This window comes from Adhaeribacter soli (assembly GCF_008727925.1).
In the GTDB taxonomy this organism is placed as follows: Bacteria; Bacteroidota; Bacteroidia; order Cytophagales; family Hymenobacteraceae; genus Adhaeribacter_A; species Adhaeribacter_A soli.
Genome location: NZ_VTWT01000013.1, coordinates 20,432 through 37,431, shown reverse-complemented (window position 1 = coordinate 37,431; position 17,000 = coordinate 20,432). Strand labels below are relative to the sequence as shown.

General features: G+C 49.1%; 12 protein-coding genes. All 12 read right to left on the bottom strand.

Annotation, left to right across the window (positions count from 1 at the left end):
• Positions 1–186: 186 nt before the first annotated feature.
• Positions 187–1,413, bottom strand: a complete 1,227-nt coding sequence (locus tag F0P94_RS18220; RefSeq protein WP_150905756.1) for a PDDEXK-like family protein — start codon at positions 1,411–1,413, stop codon at positions 187–189.
• A gap of 343 nt (positions 1,414–1,756) precedes the next feature.
• Complete coding sequence (gene argH, locus F0P94_RS18215; RefSeq protein WP_150905755.1) at positions 1,757–3,091, bottom strand: argininosuccinate lyase; 1,335 nt, start codon at positions 3,089–3,091, stop codon at positions 1,757–1,759.
• 657 nt (positions 3,092–3,748) lie between these two features.
• Complete coding sequence (locus F0P94_RS18210; RefSeq protein ID WP_150905753.1) at positions 3,749–4,858, bottom strand: M20 family metallo-hydrolase; 1,110 nt, start codon at positions 4,856–4,858, stop codon at positions 3,749–3,751.
• A 640-nt stretch (positions 4,859–5,498) separates the two neighbouring features.
• The gene (argB, locus tag F0P94_RS18205) at positions 5,499–6,302 is read right to left on the bottom strand and encodes an acetylglutamate kinase (protein WP_150905752.1); all 804 of its coding nucleotides are present in this window, start codon (positions 6,300–6,302) and stop codon (positions 5,499–5,501) included.
• Positions 6,299–7,261 (bottom strand): Rossmann-fold NAD(P)-binding domain-containing protein, encoded by a 963-nt coding sequence (locus F0P94_RS18200; RefSeq protein ID WP_150905751.1) that lies wholly within the window; start codon positions 7,259–7,261, stop codon positions 6,299–6,301. Before F0P94_RS18200 ends, argB begins: the two co-directional genes overlap by 4 nt.
• 2 nt (positions 7,262–7,263) lie before the next feature.
• Positions 7,264–8,415, bottom strand: a complete 1,152-nt coding sequence (locus F0P94_RS18195) for an aspartate aminotransferase family protein (RefSeq protein WP_150905749.1) — start codon at positions 8,413–8,415, stop codon at positions 7,264–7,266.
• A 349-nt stretch (positions 8,416–8,764) separates the two neighbouring features.
• A complete protein-coding gene (gene argC / locus F0P94_RS18190; protein ID WP_150905748.1) occupies positions 8,765–9,742 on the bottom strand; it encodes an N-acetyl-gamma-glutamyl-phosphate reductase in 978 nt (325 codons plus the stop codon).
• Between the two features lie 10 nt (positions 9,743–9,752).
• The gene (locus tag F0P94_RS18185) at positions 9,753–10,940 is read right to left on the bottom strand and encodes an argininosuccinate synthase (RefSeq protein WP_150905746.1); all 1,188 of its coding nucleotides are present in this window, start codon (positions 10,938–10,940) and stop codon (positions 9,753–9,755) included.
• A 145-nt stretch (positions 10,941–11,085) separates the two neighbouring features.
• Positions 11,086–11,673, bottom strand: a complete 588-nt coding sequence (locus F0P94_RS18180) for a GNAT family N-acetyltransferase (RefSeq protein WP_150905744.1) — start codon at positions 11,671–11,673, stop codon at positions 11,086–11,088.
• Between the two features lie 1,117 nt (positions 11,674–12,790).
• A complete protein-coding gene (locus tag F0P94_RS18175; protein WP_150905742.1) occupies positions 12,791–13,666 on the bottom strand; it encodes a universal stress protein in 876 nt (291 codons plus the stop codon).
• A complete protein-coding gene (locus F0P94_RS18170) occupies positions 13,663–15,327 on the bottom strand; it encodes a BCCT family transporter (protein WP_150905929.1) in 1,665 nt (554 codons plus the stop codon). The genes F0P94_RS18175 and F0P94_RS18170 overlap by 4 nt, the downstream gene beginning before the upstream one ends.
• Positions 15,328–15,344: 17 nt before the next feature.
• Positions 15,345–16,481 carry a porin gene (locus F0P94_RS18165; RefSeq protein ID WP_225307282.1) on the bottom strand — a complete coding sequence of 379 codons (1,137 nt, stop codon included), beginning with the start codon at positions 16,479–16,481 and terminating at the stop codon, positions 15,345–15,347.
• Between the last annotated feature and the right edge of the window lie 519 nt (positions 16,482–17,000).

Below are 17,000 nucleotides of genomic sequence, written 5' to 3'. Positions count from 1 at the left end.
TAATGTTAGTAGAGCAAATAATTAAAATGACAGTATTTAGAAGGAAATTTATAGTTCATTTTGGCATTCAGGAGTTTAGAAGTATTTAACTTTTATTACTTTAAATAATCTCTGTTTATATTTTTATTCAACCTATTTCTTTGTTAAACTTTTTCTTCAACTGGAAGAAAAATATACTTCAAAAGATTAGATTAATAAGTTAGTTTCAGTCTCTTGCAGTTTCATTTCACGTATACCGCAATTTTTTATATAAGCTTTTATTTCAGTCCATAAACTAGCTACATACTTTTTCCGGAAGTCAGGATTGGCCAATTTTAAAGTAGTATCATCTTTAAAGCGTTCAAAATTTATAGGAATTGAGAAGTATTTATATCCTAACCAGTTTTTGTTAGTGTCATCACTATTAGGTTTTATTTGATTTCTCAGCGCTGCATATTCTGGCGCATTACAATCTTTTCTGTCTTTACCGTCTTCTAATATTATAAGGCCGTAGTATAGTGTGCGGTCTCCCCGCTCAATCATCAGGCAAACCGATTCGGAATTGTTTTTTATAAGCTCAATGGTAATACCATACCAGAAATTTTTATTCCTGCGTTTATGAATAGCGCCATCTAGCTTGTCCCCATTAAACTTATGGTAGGGTAAAATTGTGCATTCGGCAGCTATTTCTTTTTCCAGGTCATTCCAGAAATCCCATTCGGTATACCATTTAACGTGTACCCAATTTCTGGCAATCTTTGCCGCTTTTAAAATGTTATCGTTGGAAGACAATAACTTTATAATTTCAAGCATTTCATCATTGCTCATTGCGTTTCCCGTTAAGTCGTTAATAATCCCTTTATATTGTACCAGTGTTTCCCGGATAACCGGCACTAAAGCCACCTCCTTTATGCAGTTGTCAAGCCATTTGTTTATATCGGTATCATAAGAAAGCAGGGTTAAAAATTTATCTAGTTCCTGATTACCTTGCAATGGCCCCAAACTATAATTAGAAGGTTCTCTTCCTTCCAAGGTTAAATAAATGAGCTTTATTTCTGTTGCCCCTTCGGCAAGCATGGTTTGGTAATATCTATATAGCTGGTCCTTTTGATCACCTGCCCAAATTTTATTTTCAATAATGATAGCTTTCTTCCCATTCCGGATCAGCAAATCAATTTTCCTGTATTCGTTAAGTACCGTTGTTCCCTGAGCAGGAAAATCAGAGCACTCAATCAATTTCAGAAAGGCTTCCAGAAAAACAACACCCTGCTTATGAGTACCTTTGGGGTTTAATAATTCAGCTATAAACCGTGAGTGAAGGTGTACCTCATCTGTTTTACTTTTAAGAATACTAAAAATGTTGAAATTGTTCTGATGTCGAAGCTTTTCGTATTTAAAATCGATGATCCCGATTTTTTCGAGTAGGTTTTCCATGTGTAAACCAGATTTGTTGGTCCTATTACAATTTGTTGTAACTTAGTGAAAAACCTTTAAGCAACAAATCTTGAAGAATAAAAATTAACTTACTAAGCATAAAACTATTTTAACATTTCTGTAATCTCTGTGAAATTGTTGTATTTCTGATGCAGGAACTTTAATCTCTCCATTAATGAACCCAATAAACACACAACATAAAAAAGGAGGCCAAAAGCCTCCTTAAAATTCGTTCGCAACTAGACTATAGAGCATTCTTATAAGAATCAGTGTCTAAGCAATTTAAATGCCAGATCTTTCCCCGGTAAACACCCCTGGGAAAAGACCCAAAATCAAAATACACTCACTCCCCCAACAAACCCCTAAAAGCCTCCTCAACTTTACCAAAGTTAAACTCCTGAAGCACTTGGTCCAAGTGGTTTTTTATTTCCGCGTTACACAGGTTGCCGATGCTGCCTTCGTGGGTATGGTTCAGGGTGGCCGGCGCTTCGAAGGTGTTGTTGGCAATGGCGGCGCCTATCTGCCGGTAGGCATCCCGGAACGGCGTGCCCGCCAGTACTTGCTGGTTCACGGCTTCCACGCTGAACAGGTAGCGGTACTTTTCGTCTTCCAGGATATTGGGTTTTATTTGCAGGTGCTGTAGCAGGTAGGTGGTCATTTCCAGGCAGCTTTGCAGTTCGGCAAAGGCGGGCAGGAAACTTTCTTTTACCAGTTGCAGGTCGCGGTGGTAGCCAGAGGGCAGGTTGGCCGTGATCAGGGTAATCTCGGTCGGGAGGGCCTGCAGCTTGTTGCATTTCCCGCGGATGAGCTCGAACACGTCGGGGTTCTTTTTATGCGGCATAATGCTGGAGCCGGTGGTCAGTTCGTCGGGCAGGGAAATGAAACCGAAGTTCTGGCTCATGTACACGCAGGCATCCAGGGCAAATTTGCCAACCGTAGCCGCCACCGAAGCCAGGGCGCTGCTCACGATCCGCTCGGTTTTGCCGCGGCCCATCTGCGCGTAAACCACGTTGTAATGCATCGCGTCGAAGCCCAGCAGGTCGGTGGTCAGTTGGCGGTTCAACGGAAAAGAAGACCCGTAGCCGGCCGCCGAGCCAAGCGGATTCTTATTGCTCATTTTATACGCCGCCAGCAACTGGATCAGGTCGTCGGCCAGGCTTTCGGCATAGGCCCCGAACCACAACCCAAAGGAAGAAGGCATGGCGATCTGCAGGTGCGTGTAGCCCGGCAAAAGCTTGTCCTGGTGCTGGTTGCTGAGCTGTTGGAACTGCTCAAAAAGGGCGGTGATCAGCCCAACAGTTTTCTGGATTTCGCTCCGGATAAAAAGCTTCAGGTCGAGCAGCACCTGGTCGTTGCGCGAGCGGCCGCTGTGGATCTTCTTGCCGGCTTCCCCGATGCGGCGGGTCAGCAGCAATTCCACTTGGGAGTGCACATCTTCCACACCTTCTTCCAAGACAAATTCCCCGTTTGGGATGCTGCCGTAGATCTTCTTCAGTTCTTTTTGAACCAGGGCCAGTTCACTGTCCGAAAGCAGGTTTATGCTGTGCAGCATGCGGGTATGCGCCAGCGATCCCAGCACATCGAAGGGCGCTAAAAACAAATCCAGTTCCCGGTCTTTGCCCACCGTAAATTGTTCTACGCGTTGCTGTACCTGTATATCTTTTTGCCAGAGTTTCATGGGTATGAATGGTTGAATGTTTAAGTGATGTAAGTGATGTATTTTTTTGTCCCCCTTTGGAGGGGTTAGGGGAGGATTTACATTTTCTGATCCTGAATAATATAATCAGCTATTTCTCCTGTCCTCCCCCTAACCCCTCCAAAGGGGGACTTTTCGTTCTAGCGGATTCTCCCCTTGAGCATTTAGAGGGGTGTTTACACTTGCTGATAATTATCAAATAACGTGTTAACACCCCTATGATCCCCTCAAGGGGATAGTCATTAGCCAGAATGAAACGACCCTGCCTCCAAAGGGGGACTTTTCGTTCTGTATGTTTTAGATTTAAGCGTTGATTATCTGCTCTAAATAATCTTTAGTTGAAGCTATCTCATCAGTCCACCTGTCATCGTGCCTGTCCCGGAGCATTCCGGGAAGCGCTAGCGAAGGACCTCGTTGGCTCGCAGTACCAAAGCCAGATTTAACGTTTTTACCAGTAGCCGACGAGTTGTTTCGCTATCGCTCAACATGACAGCTACTTTTGAGATAGTCTCTGCCATATTTGAGGCTGTCTTAACACTGATTTACAAACTTCAGGTTATTGGTAGGTCCAGGTTTCCGCTTCGCTCAAATTTGAACCAGCAAAGGTGAGCATGAAACAAACTTGCCTTCAACGCGAACTTAACAGGGGTAATTCAGAGAGTACAGTAACTGGTTCAGGAGTTTCTGGTAGGTTTCGATACCGTTTTTCAGTTCGTGGAGGTATATGAATTCATCGGCGGTGTGCGAGCGGGCGGAGTTTCCCGGTCCGATCTTAAGGGATGGGACCGGCAGCAGCGCCTGGTCGGAGGTGGTGGGGGAGCCGTACATTTGCAGCCCCAGGGCTAGGCCGGCCTGCACCAGTGGGGCATCTTTGGCGATGCCGGAAGGGCGCAAGCGCATGGACCTCGGGGTAACTTCCGAACCTACATTTGCCCGGATGGTGGCCAGGATCTCTTCGTGGGTATAAGAGTCGGTTACGCGCACATCCACAGTAAATTCGCAACGGTCGGGAACCACGTTGTGCTGGGTACCGGCCTTTATCTGGGTAACGCTCATTTTCACCGGTCCTAAGAATTCCGATACTTTCGGGAAGTCGTAAGCCTGGAACCAGTTTATATCTTGCAGGGCTTTCAGGATCGCGTTTTCTCCTTCGTCGCGGGCGGCATGGCCGGCTTTTCCGTAGGCTACGCAATCCAGCACCAACAGGCCTTTCTCCGCCACCGCCATTTGCATTTGGGTAGGTTCGCCTACCACGGCAAAAGCTATTTCCCCCAGCTTCGGCAAAATCAGCTCCAGGCCTTGGGTTCCCGAAATTTCTTCTTCCGCCGTGGCCGCCATTATCAGATTGTAGTGCAGGCCCGGCCTGTCGTAAATGTGCAGGAAGGTGGCAAGCAAAGCCACAAGGCAGCCGCCGGCATCGTTGCTGCCCAGGCCGTACAGCTTGCCGTCTTCTATGGTAGCGGCAAACGGGTCGCGCTGCCACCCGGCGTTGGGCTTCACCGTGTCGTGGTGGGAGTTGAGTAAAATGGTTGGCAAGGCAGGATCGAAGAATTTATTCCGGGCCCAAACGTTATGGCTTTTTCTTTCGCAAACGATACCATTTTCCGCAAAAAATGCCTTGATCAGGTCGGCAGTCTTTTCTTCTTCCCGGCTGAAGGAAGGCGTCCGGATCAGGGTCTGCAGCAAGGCTAGGGCCTTTTGGTAAAGCAGTTCCGTATCTTCAGTAGTTGCAGGAATATTTTCTTTCATGGCTCGTGTTTGGGCTAGCGTTTTTCTGAGGCTCGAGCCCATTGCTATTAAATTAAACTACTTTATTGGGTCATCCCGAACACAAGTGAGCGCGAGGAAGCGCGAAACTTGCGAGCGGAACTCTGAGGGAACTATCGCATACCGAAGCCGAGCGAAAGGCATTTTTTGCTACGCTCAAATGCCATAGGAGTAACCAATAGTTCCTTCGGCTTCGCTCAGGATGACCTGCTTTTCTTGTTTACCCGCTCTTCCGGACATCTGTGTCCGGAAGCAAGCTGCCGGGGATATCCATATCCCCGTGTCCATACGCGCGGACAAGGATGTCCGGAGCAGGGATAATTTCGGACAAAGATGTCCGAAACAGCGTTGTGAAGCGTTAGTTCGAACCAACGTTTGTGTACCAAATATTCCCTAATCATTCCACAAGTTTAGGCGCAGCCGTAACTTGTGGGTACCCCTTTGGTCAGTTTATAACTGACCTTGCCTGCAAGGCAAACATCCTTCCTGCTATGGAATACTGAAATATTGGATCAGCAGCTTCCGCCTTTACAAACTGGCTATCTTAAAATGTCACAAGTTGCGGCTACGCCTAAACTTGTGACATTTTAACTCCAAAAGGCTAACGTTTCCGGAAGAAAGATCAGGAATTGTTCTTCAGCTCGGTGCCGGTTTTTTTATGGTGCACCAGTACGTTTCCGATCTCTTCGGCGTGGCAAATTACCACCGAACTTACGCCGGCCAGCAGGGCTTTGAAAGCATTGTCCAGTTTGGGGAGCATTCCTTTGGAAATAAGGCCTTCGTGTTTAATGGCGCGGTATTTTTCCAGGGTCAGTTCTTCCATTACCGAGTCTTCATCCTTCATATCCGAAAGCACGCCGTTCTTTTCGAAGCAGTAGTAAAGTCTGGTTTCGTACTGCTCCGATAAGGCAATGGCCAGGGCGGAAGCGATGGTATCGGCGTTGGTGTTGAGCAGGCTGCCGGCTTTGTCGTGGGTAAGCGGCGCGAATACCGGTACCAGGCCGTTGTCCAGGAAAAAAGCGATCTTCTCGCCCCGGATCACGCCCGGAATAATGTCGCCGGCATACCCGAAATCGTACTTGCCGGCGGCGCGTTTTGAAGCCGGGATCAGGTTGGCGTCGGCGCCGGTAAAACCGATGGCGTTGCACTCTTGGGCCTGTAATTTCGCCACGATGGTTTTATTTATCAGGCCGCCGTACACCATGGTAACCACCCGCAAAGTTTCGGCATCCGTGATGCGAAGCCCGTTTACCATGGTGGTTTCCAGGCCCAGGTTGCTGCTCATTTCGGTTGCGGTTTTGCCGCCGCCGTGCACCAGTATTTTCAGGCCCGGGATCTGGGCGAAGTCTTCCAGGAACTGGTTTAATTTCGTTTCATCGTCGATGATGTTGCCACCGATCTTTACAAGGTTCAGGGTCTTTTTCATGAGGCAAAAGGATAATTGGTTTCAAGCATTTTTTTCAGGACGGTTTGCGCCGCCCATACGCGGTTGGCCGCCTGGTGAATTACGAGGGAAGCAGGGCCGTCGAGGATCTCCGAACTTAATTCCAGGTCGCGCCGCACCGGCAGGCAGTGCATTATCCGGGCGTTGTTGGTAATTTCAAGGCGTTTGTTCGTAAGCAGCCAGCTCGGGTCCTGGGTAAGCACCTGGCCGTACTGGTGGTAAGAAGACCAGTTTTTAACGTAGATGAAATCGGCGTGCTGCAGCGCTTCGTCCTGGTTATAGATAATGGTGGCACCGTTGGTATAAGCCGGGTCCAGTTCGTAGCCTTCCGGGTGCGTGATCACGAAATCGACCTCGGCCGCGCTCATCCATTCAGCAAAGGAATTCGGCACGGCTTGCGGCAGCGCTTTAACGTGCGGCGCCCAGGTAAGCACCACTTTCGGCCGCTTCACCGTTTTCAGTTCTTCGATCGTGATCAGGTCGGTTAAACTCTGCAGCGGGTGCAAGGTACCCGACTCCAGGCTGATCACCGGCAAACCGGAATAGGTAATGAACTTCTGCAGGATGTCTTCGTTGTAATCTTCTTCCCGGTTTTTTAAGTTGGGGAACGAGCGTAAACCCAGGATGTCGAAATACTGCCCCATAACGGCGGCGGCTTCGCGGATATGCTCTACTGTAGTGCCGTTCATGATTACGCCATCGCGGGTTTCCAGCGCCCAGCCTTCCTTGTCGATGTTCATGACCATTACGTCCATGCCCAGGTTTACCGCCGCTTTCTGGGTGCTCAGGCGGGTGCGCAAACTCGGGTTCATAAAGATCAAACCCAGGGTTTTGTTTTTGCCAATCTCATTATACCCTAAGGGGTTTCTTTTCAGGACCAGGGCATCGTTTACCAGGTCGTAAATATTGGCTACGTCTTTTACCGAAGTGAATTTTTTCATATTTATACAATCATGTGGGCCGGCACTTTGGAGAGAGCTTCGGTAAAAGCCTTCAGGAAAAGATCAGCCTCTTCTTTTTTAAGGTTTAAAGCGGGAAGCACCCGCAAGGTGTTTTTATCGGAAGCCGATCCGGTAAAGATCCGGTGTTCCTGCAGGAGCGCTTTCCGGAGTTCCGCTACCGGGAAAGGCATTTCGATCCCGATCATCAGACCGAGGCCGCGCACTTCTTTTAGTCCTTCCAGTTTGTGTAATTCCTGCATTAAATAATTGCCGGTTTCCGCTGCTTTCTGCATCAGGTTTTCTTCCTGCATTACCTCCAGCACGGCAATGGCAGCGGCACAGGCCAGGTAATTGCCGCCGAACGTGGTGCCCAGCAAACCGTAGCGGGCTTTGAACCGCGGGTGCAGCAAAAGGCCGCCCACCGGAAAGCCGTTGCCCATGCCTTTGGCCATGGTAATGATATCGGCCTGAACGCCGGCGTGCTGATGAGCAAAGAATTTCCCCGAACGGCCGTAGCCCGACTGGATCTCGTCCAGGATCAGCACGATGCCGTGTTGGTTGCAGAACTGGCGGAGCTGTTGCAGGAAGCTTTCCGTAGGCACCTGCACCCCGCCAACGCCCTGGATGCCTTCCACGATCACTGCGCAAATTTCTTCCGGGTTCGTTACCTGGTTCAGGGCAGCGGCATCGTTGAAAGGTAGAAAAATGGCTTCGTGCCCGGTATTCAGCGGCGCCCGGAGCGTGGCATCGTCGGTAAAGGCTACAGCAGCGGAAGTACGCCCGTGAAAGGAACCGGTAAATGCGATCACTTTTTTGCGGCCGGTATGGAAAGAGGCAACTTTCAGGGCATTCTCGATGGCTTCGGCCCCCGAATTGATCAGGAACAGGTTGTAGTCCGGGTAGCCGCACAGCGTGGCCAGCTTTTCGGCCAGTTCCTGCTGTTGCGGAATCTTCACGGAGTTGGAATAAAAGCCGATCTGCCGGAGCTGTTCCGTAATTTTACTTACGTAATGCGGGTGGCTGTGCCCGATGGAAATTACCGCGTGCCCGCCGTACAGGTCCAGGTATTGATGGCCCTTTTCATCCCGCACAAAGGAGCCTTCAGCCCGGACCGGCGTGATGTCGAAAAGCGGATATACGTCGAATAATTGCATACTAATTCAGTTTTAAAGGCCGAAGCCTTTGGTTCTGTTTATTTGGTTCAGTTTCCTGTTTTCGTTTTTTTAAAAGCCCAAGCTACTAGTGCTCCATAAAGGTTAACTTGTCGGGTTCTACTGTTCGCCGTTGTTGCGTGTTTTCACCAACAACCATACTTCAGCTTACTTTTACCCGGCAAATAAAACTTTATCGAGAACTAGTACATAGTTATCTTAACCTTTAGAAAGTGGGATTACAAATCCCACAGCTCAGTTAAGACGGGATTACAAATCCCGTCTAGCAAAATATCTAGAAAATTCTCTAGCAAATGCTAATAATTAACCTGACTGTGTACCAGGTTCAATTTTAAAAGGCTGATGCTTTTAGGTTCAGCCCGGCGGTTTCTTCGAAGCCGAAGCTGATGTTCATGTTCTGCACCGCCTGCCCGGCCGCACCTTTCAGTAAATTGTCCAGGAGGCTGATGATGACCAGTTGGTCGCCTTGCTTTTCCAGGTACAGCACGCATTTATTCGTATTCACCACCTGTTTCAGGTCCGGGTTTTCCGAAGCCAGGTGCACGAACGGATGACCGGCATAATAGTCGCGATATAAGGCCTGGGCTGCTTCCAGGGTAAGTTCCGTTTGCAGGTAACAGGTGGTCAAAATGCCCCGCGAAAAATTGCCCCGGTACGGTACAAAATGGATCGGGGGGATTTCGGTTTGCTGCAACGCTTCCAGGCTTTGCCTGATCTCGGCCAAGTGCTGATGGGTAAGCACTTTGTAAGCCGAAACGTTGTTGTTGCGCCAGCTAAAATGGCTGGTTTCAGATAAGCTTTGCCCGGCCCCGGTAGAACCCGTGATCCCGCTGATATGCACCGGCGCGGTCAGCTGTTTGCGTTCTGCCAACGGCAGCAAAGCGAGCTGAATGCAGGTGGCAAAACAGCCGGGGTTGGCAATCGCGGTTGCTTCTTTTATAGCCTCACGCTGCAGTTCCGGTAAGCCGTAGGTAAAGGCTCTATCCCCGGCTACGTGCTCGCCCTTCAGACGAAAATCCTGGCTCAGGTCGATTACCAATGCTTTTCCGGTATAGCTTTCCATGAACTTCCGTGCAGCCCCGTGACCAGCGCATAAAAACAGCACATCTACTTCGTTAGTGTAAGTGCTACTGAAATGCAGGTCCGTTTCGCCGAGCAGATCCGAATGGACCTGGTACACCGGTTTGCCGCCGTTGCTGGTGCTGTGCACAAAGGCAATTTCAACGTGCGGGTGCCGGAGTAGCAGGCGAAGCAATTCGCCGCCAGTATAACCCGCGCCGCCCATAATGCCAGCTCTTATTTTTTTCATTTCTGAAGCGCTATTTTCCATTTACCTGGTAATGAATCATGGTCTGGTTGCCGAATATTTTCGAGAAGCCTCTTACATCTTCACCGCTCCAGGCATTGTTCATTTCGCCGTAAGCCCCGAACTCGGAAGCCATCAGATCGAAAGGCGATTCGATGCCTTTCACGTAGAACCGGTAAGGCGCCAGGCCTACCGTAACCGTGCCGCTTACAGACTCCTGGGTGTCGGTTAAGAATTTCTCGATGTTGCGCATAACCGGGTCCAGGAACTGACCTTCGTGCAGCAGGTTGCCGTACCAGTTGGCCAGCTGTTCTTTCCAGTAAAGCTGCCACTTGGTAAGCACATGTTTCTCCAGGGTATGGTGGGCTTTGATTATGATCAGCGGGGCGGCCGCCTCGAAACCTACCCGGCCTTTAATGCCGATAATGGTGTCGCCCACGTGGATGTCGCGGCCAATCCCGAATGGAGCGGCCAGGTCGCTGAGGTGCTGAATGGCTTCCACTGGATCGGCAAACTGCCGTTCGTTTACGCCTTTCAGTTCGCCTTTTTCAAAAACCAGTTTCAATTCTTCCGGGGTGTTTTTGGTTTGGGCGGTAGGGAAAGCTTCTTCCGGCAGGTAGCCCGCCGAGGTAAGGGTTTCCTTGCCGCCCACCGAAGTGCCCCACAAGCCTTTATTTATGGAATAAGCCGCTTTTTCGAAGTTCATATTCACGCCGTGGGCTTTCAGGTAATCGATCTCCTGCTGCCGCGAAAGTTGCTGGTCGCGGATAGGAGTAAGGATGGTGATCTCCGGGATCATGATGTTGAAAATCAGGTCGAAACGTACCTGGTCGTTGCCGGCGCCGGTGCTGCCGTGGGCGACAAAATCGGCACCCAGTTCTTTGGCGGTCCGGGCAATGGCGAGGGCTTGGTAAATACGTTCGGCGCTAACGGAAAGCGGGTAGGTATTATTCTTTAATACGTTGCCGAAAATAAGATACCGGATGCAGTGCTGATAATAAGCCTGGGTTTCGTGCAGGGTTATGTGTTTGGTTACGCCCAGGGCATAGGCGTGCGCCTCGATGGCGGCGAGTTCTTCCGGCGAAAAGCCGCCCGTGTTCACGATCACGGAATGCACTTCCAGCTGGCAGTCTTCGGCCAGGTACTTTACGCAATAAGAGGTGTCGAGGCCGCCGCTAAAGGCTAATACCACTTTTTTCATGGCAGGTAATTTTTATGTTTTTATGGGAATTACTTTTTCAAGGCAAAAGCCTACTGTTCCGGGAGTAAAATTCCCGGATACAGGAAGACTTTTAAAGGAAGGATTGCGGGCAAAAGTCCAATTGCCGGTTACCGGCAACGGGCATTCATCGTCGGACAACTTCGGTTTCGGGAGTCGTCTGCCTGGCTTTTTTACTTAACTGCTCCGGATCGAACAGCATGGCCGTACAGAGACAGTTTTTGCGCTCTTTAGCCGTGAGGATATTAAAATTGATGCAGCTCCGGCAACCTTCCCAGAACGCATCGTCGTCGGTAAGTTCGGAGTAGGTAACCGGCTGGTAGCCCAGTTCGGAATTGATGCGCATCACGGCTAGTCCGGTGGTCAGGCCGAAGATCTTAGCTTCCGGAAACCGGCTGCGCGACAATTCAAAGATTTTTTCCTTGATAGCTTTGGCCAAACCGCTCTTGCGGAATTCCGGCGCTACGATCAGCCCGGAATTGGCCACGTACTGGCCGTGTCCCCAGGTCTCGATGTAGCAGAAACCGGCCCAGGTTCCGTCTTCGGAAAAAGCAATAACGGCCTTGCCTTCCAGCATTTTAGCGCGCAGATATTCGGGGCTGCGTTTGGCAATACCGGTGCCGCGGGCTTTTGCCGAAGCCTCCATTTCGCTGCAGATGGTATGCGCGAATTCCAGATGGCTACAGGTAGCCACTTGCACAACGAATTTGTTCATTGCACTTAAAAAAATATAATAAATGATAGGGGTTAGAGCTTAACCCTCAGAAAAAATATAATGGATGGAAGTAGCCTCTACCGCGTTCGGATTAACGTCGGATATTGAGGATCCGTCGGACAGCAACGGATAAGTTGAAGGAAAAATTGGCAAACAAAACCGCAACCTTCAGAGAAGGAAGCAACTGCAGGGCAGTTGAAGAAGTCGTTAGGGTTTTTGTTTTCAATGGAGTAGAACCAGGTAAATAGTTTTAACGGGGACAAAGGTAAATAAAAGATTTCGAAACGGTAGTAAAAACCTGAAAAAAACTGCAAAAAAAATACCGGGAAAACAATATCGGTAAAGTGTGTATTTAAATGCAAGGTGTTAATAGTCCGCTGTTTACAAAGGAGGTATTTATTTGTGAACCTTTTAAATCCAACTTGGTAATCTTTGTTAATGCTTTTTAGGGACATTCAAATAGTACCAAACAGTAGGGCTTAAAGGCTGAAAAGTGGCCATGCAGTGAATTACGGGCTATTTTGAATTTTCATTTTAAAGGCTACTTTTTCTTTCTTAAAGGCAGCTTTTTTCTGACGTATTGTATGTTCAGGAATGATAAATCGTTTACTGAACTATGATATTTTCCCCGATAAAAAATTCATTGCCGTCTGCTTTAGCTGACGGAGTTTAGGAATACAAATTCAATGGCTTTAGCCTAACACCTATTCTAAATCTGAATCGTTTGGCTACAGCCATAAAGTAACATGCTGTTTTCCGTCAGCTAAAGCAGATGGCAATGAACTAGATTCGAAGCCGACCTAATAGGATTGTCTGAACACGATTTTAAGGATTGATAAGATGGTCAGGATTTTTAATTATCAGAAGAAATACTTTGAGAGCGGGTTCTGTATGCGATAGTTCTCCTGGCTAGCGCCCGGGATGATACTATAAAGTAGCTTAACCTGACGGCTATGGTGTTTTTACCAACATTAATACTTATTGATTTTACGTTCTACTGCTTGCCGGTTACATGACTGGCATGGGCTTATTCCAGGTGTAAAACGGAAAACTCTAAACAGCCTCATGCTTTTATTTTAGGGGTTTATTGAAAGTTATAAGTTTTAAATACCTGCTATTACCTGATCTCATCTTCGGAATATACCAGCCACAACGGTACCTTAAGGTCAGAGTTATATACTTCGGTAGGCACGCTGCCCAGGCTTAGTCCAGGCATTGCGTTGTTACCTTTCAGGCCCAGTACCAATAGATCGTGATGTCCTTTTTGCAGGTGCAGGGCAATGCGTTCGGCTATATTTTTGTTGGCCGCGCGCACCAAAGTAAAAGGCACACCGGCAATTTCCGGGTGCCGCTTCTGAAGGCCGGCAAATTTTCCTTTTACAACTTCCACTGCTTTCTTTACGGCTTCCTCTTCTGATATGAGCGGGAAAAACTGTGTTGGCAGTCGGTATACATGCATGGTCTCCAGTTGTAGTTGCAGCTGGTCCGACAGCGCTTTGCTGAGCCGGAGCGCGTGTAGGGAATTCTCCGAAAAGTCGATCGGCACAAGTACTTTCCGAATGTTGAAGCTGGCCGTTTCGGGGAGGACCAGTACGCTGCAGGGAAGTATACGTAGTAGTTTGATGCCTTGGGTGCCAGTGCCTTTGTCGCTCATTTTTTTGCCCAGCAGCGTTAGCTTTACCTTGTAGCGCTTTACCAGGTCGGCCAGTATCAGCCCGGTAATGGGCTCCTGGCCTACCAGTATTTCGTAATCGGTAATGTTGCCGAATTGCTCGGATACAATATCGGCGATGTTGCTTTCCACCTCCTTGCCAAGGTCCAGATCCCCGAGCATTTCCCGGAAGTCATCGGCCAGTTCGTAAAGCTTGATGTTGTGCACAAAGTACACTTTGCGGACCTGCAGCCGCTCACAAACGGAGCGGGAAAAAGCTACGAGTTTCTCGTCCAGGTCGCTCAGGTCCAAGCAGACCATCATGGCATCGATTGTGATCATAAGGCGTCAGGGTTAGGTGATACTGGATTATCTTGTATGTTCTCAGACGGTCTGGCAGCTTGTTTCTGAGCACGTTTGGCCAGCATTTCGGCCACCAGTTGCTGGTATGCTTTGCGCTGCTGGGCTGTGCCAAGTCTTGTTTCCTCCTCGGCTTCTTCGCTTAAGCCACGGTACAGGCTTATACACATCAGTAAGAGAATAATGGCAAAGGGCAGGCCAGTAATGATAACCGCTGTCTGAAGTGCCTGCAAGCCGCCGCCTACCAACAGCACCGCCGCAATAGCCCCGCCTGCCAAGGCCCAGAAAATGCGGATACCAACCGAAGGATCAAGCTTGCCACCGGAGGTAAGGCTAACCACTACCAGCGAACCGGAATCGGAAGAGGTTACGAAGAAGCCGGCTACAAGTATTACGCCTATACCAGAAAGTACCGTTGAAAAAGGGAGCTGCTCAAAAAATACGAATAAAGCAGTGGACATGTCGGCTGCCACGGCGTCGGCAATTGTGGTATTGCCGGCCAGGGTTTCGCGCAGGGCGGTGCTGCCGAAGGCCGTCATCCACAGGAAGCAGAGGAGCGAGGGGGCGATGAGCACGCCCAGTATAAACTCCTTTATCGTTCGCCCTTTAGAAACCCGCGCAATAAAGATGCCTACAAACGGAGCCCAGGAAATCCACCAGGCCCAGTAAAACACCGTCCAGGAACCTTGCCAGTTCCGGGTGGAATAGGCTTCGTTCCAGAACGAGAGCTGCATGAAGTTGCCAATGTAAGAGCCCGTATTCTGCACATAGGAGCCAAGAATAAAAACGGTGGGGCCCAGCACCATGACGGCTGCCAGGATAAACAGCGCCACGCGGATGTTCCACTCGCTCAGGATCCGTACGCCTTTTTCTACCCCGGTTACCACGGATACGGTGGCAATGCCGGTAATCACCACAATAAGTATGATCTGGGTGGTTATATCGTTCACAATGGCAGGGAACACGTGATTCAGACCGGCGGCTACCTGTTGCACGCCCAGCCCGAGCGAAGTGGCCAGGCCAAAAAGCGTGGCGATCACGGCCAGAATATCGATCACGTGCCCTAAAACGCCATGAATACGCTCGCCCAGAAAAGGGTAGAAGGCAGAGCGTACGGTGAGCGGCAACTGCCGGTTATAGGTAAAGTAGGCCAGGGCCAGGGCCATCAGCGCATAAATGGCCCAGGCATGGAGCCCCCAGTGCAGGAACGTGAAATTCATGGCCTGCCGGGCGGCGGCGGGAGTGCCAGCTTCCCCGAGCGGAGGCTCCTGGAAGTGGTTGATCGGCTCCGCAATGCTCCAGAACAGCAGCCCAATGCCCATACCCGCGCTAAAGAGCATGGCAAACCAGGACGAGGTGCTGAACTCCGGCTTTGCCTCTTTGCCACCCAATCTTATTTTACCAAACCGGCTGAAAGCCATGTACAGGCAGAAAGCCACAAAGATGTTGACGCTAAGTATAAACAGCCAGCCCATGCTGGCGGTAATGGCTACCTGGGTGGCGCTGAAAAATTCCTCCGCATCTTTCCTGAAAATTAGCACCAGGGCTATCGTTATTACTAGGAACACGATGGACGACCAGAACACGGGGCCGTTCACATCCAGGCCCAACGATTTCTTTGTATCACCTTTTACTTTACTCATCATCGTGTTTTTTATGGTTAGAAATAATACCCCATGTTGATGTTGAAGCGCATGTGCCATTTGGTGTTTCCGGGCGTGCCTGCAGCAAGGGCGTTCGTCCATTCAGGGCCCAGCCAGGGGTGATTATAGCCGAAGGCTGCGTCGTTATAGATATACATGGGGCCGGCCGTAATAAGCGCGCCAAGTATGTTCGTATGGGTATTCTCGTAACCGCTTATACGCTTGGGGTAAAAGCCGTAGTTGTTGTAAATATCTATACTTTGTACGAGGCGGGTTTGTAAAGGTATATGATAGGCGATGCCTGCCGTATAAATTTCTCCTTTGTTGGCTACATTATAGTTTGCTCCGTAAGCACCCATTTCTACAAAATCGAGTGCGGCGCCGGCAGCATACTGTGGGTGAAAGCGGAAAAGCATGGCTTGCAGTTTTATGTTCCAAGGGCTGTTTACAGCTTTATGTTCATAGTGAACTGCTCCGGCGTAGCGGGTACCGTTGCGCTCTGTGTCGAGGTTGTAAAGCAGCCCGCCCTGTAGCGAAAACCCCAGTTCATGGGCCAGGCTGTCTCCCAGACGCCGCACTGCCTTAAAGTCGAGCTGGTTGTTCTCCTTGTTCCTGCCGGTTACATCATAGGAGTAGCGGTTCGGGCTGGGATCGGTTAAAGCAAATACAAATTCTTCTGCACTTTTATAATAGGCCGCCTGCCACTGCCAGCGGCCGGAGTCCCGGATATACTTTACGCCCATGTCATGGTCGTCCTCGAAGCCTACGTAATAAGTAATGTTAAAGAACCAGTTGTTGGAATTGTACTGCTGTATACCAAACGGAACCTGCTGCAGTCCTACCTGAAGCTGCGATTTGTCGGAGAAGTCATACTGGAACCAGGCTTGTTTAAGAAAGGAGCCGCCGAAAGCCTCGGAGTAGTGACGAAATTCGGCGTTTAGTTTAATTCCTTTATAAGCCGATTCCACATTGATCCGGAACATGTCAAATCCAAAATCGCCTCCACGCTCTAACTGATCCTTCTTCCAGGTAGAGAGATTGTAGTTAAAGCGTACTGCGCCGCCTAGTTTCAGGTATGGCTTTTCTTCCGGAGCATGAGCCGGGCAGAGAGCACTGACCAGGAGAAGAATTACAATGACTGATATTCTTACCATAGGCAGCAGTATAAATCATGATTTAAACTTCAATAGTCTGGACGATTTTAAGATAAAAACGTTGCTCGTACAAGGAATTACAAACCCAATGCTGTCCGCTTAAGGAAAAGTAATTTCGTGGCCTGCAGTCGGCGGCAATGGAGTATTCCTATGGTAACGGCATGAAGTACAGACCCGTCCGGTGTCTCATAAGTGCAGCTTTTGCTTATGAAACCAGGATATCCAGAAACAGTTGGATTGGGAAGCTTTGGAAGGGAAGCGGATTGGGAAGCCGAACAAAAAAAACGCTCCAAATTATAAGAGGCGGCTTTTTTCAGTAGATCAAAGGCGTGAAATATCGAACTTATTGGAGCAGTATTTAACGTTGATAGTCAGATCACTAAGTTAAAGTTAGTCACTTTTGCAAAGAATTGTTTTTTAATTTATCAGTTGAGAATCCTGCAAAACAAATCTGAAATTCTGTAACGGGAACGGCCTGGTTAAACCTTTCCTTTGTAACGTAAATTATTCAAGTCTTTT

Bases quoted from the DNA above. Each gene is read 5' to 3' on its own strand.
- F0P94_RS18165 (WP_225307282.1), bottom strand. From the start codon at position 16,481: ATGGTAAGAATATCAGTCATTGTAATTCTTCTCCTGGTCAGTGCTCTC.
- F0P94_RS18180 (WP_150905744.1), bottom strand. From the start codon at position 11,673: ATGAACAAATTCGTTGTGCAAGTGGCTACCTGTAGCCATCTGGAATTC.
- F0P94_RS18170 (WP_150905929.1), bottom strand. From the start codon at position 15,327: ATGAGTAAAGTAAAAGGTGATACAAAGAAATCGTTGGGCCTGGATGTG.
- argB (WP_150905752.1), bottom strand. From the start codon at position 6,302: ATGAAAAAGACCCTGAACCTTGTAAAGATCGGTGGCAACATCATCGAC.
- F0P94_RS18195 (WP_150905749.1), bottom strand. From the start codon at position 8,415: ATGCAATTATTCGACGTATATCCGCTTTTCGACATCACGCCGGTCCGG.
- F0P94_RS18175 (WP_150905742.1), bottom strand. From the start codon at position 13,666: ATGATCACAATCGATGCCATGATGGTCTGCTTGGACCTGAGCGACCTG.
- argC (WP_150905748.1), bottom strand. From the start codon at position 9,742: ATGAAAAAAATAAGAGCTGGCATTATGGGCGGCGCGGGTTATACTGGC.
- F0P94_RS18200 (WP_150905751.1), bottom strand. From the start codon at position 7,261: ATGAAAAAATTCACTTCGGTAAAAGACGTAGCCAATATTTACGACCTG.
- F0P94_RS18185 (WP_150905746.1), bottom strand. From the start codon at position 10,940: ATGAAAAAAGTGGTATTAGCCTTTAGCGGCGGCCTCGACACCTCTTAT.
- argH (WP_150905755.1), bottom strand. From the start codon at position 3,091: ATGAAACTCTGGCAAAAAGATATACAGGTACAGCAACGCGTAGAACAA.
- F0P94_RS18210 (WP_150905753.1), bottom strand. From the start codon at position 4,858: ATGAAAGAAAATATTCCTGCAACTACTGAAGATACGGAACTGCTTTAC.
- F0P94_RS18220 (WP_150905756.1), bottom strand. From the start codon at position 1,413: ATGGAAAACCTACTCGAAAAAATCGGGATCATCGATTTTAAATACGAA.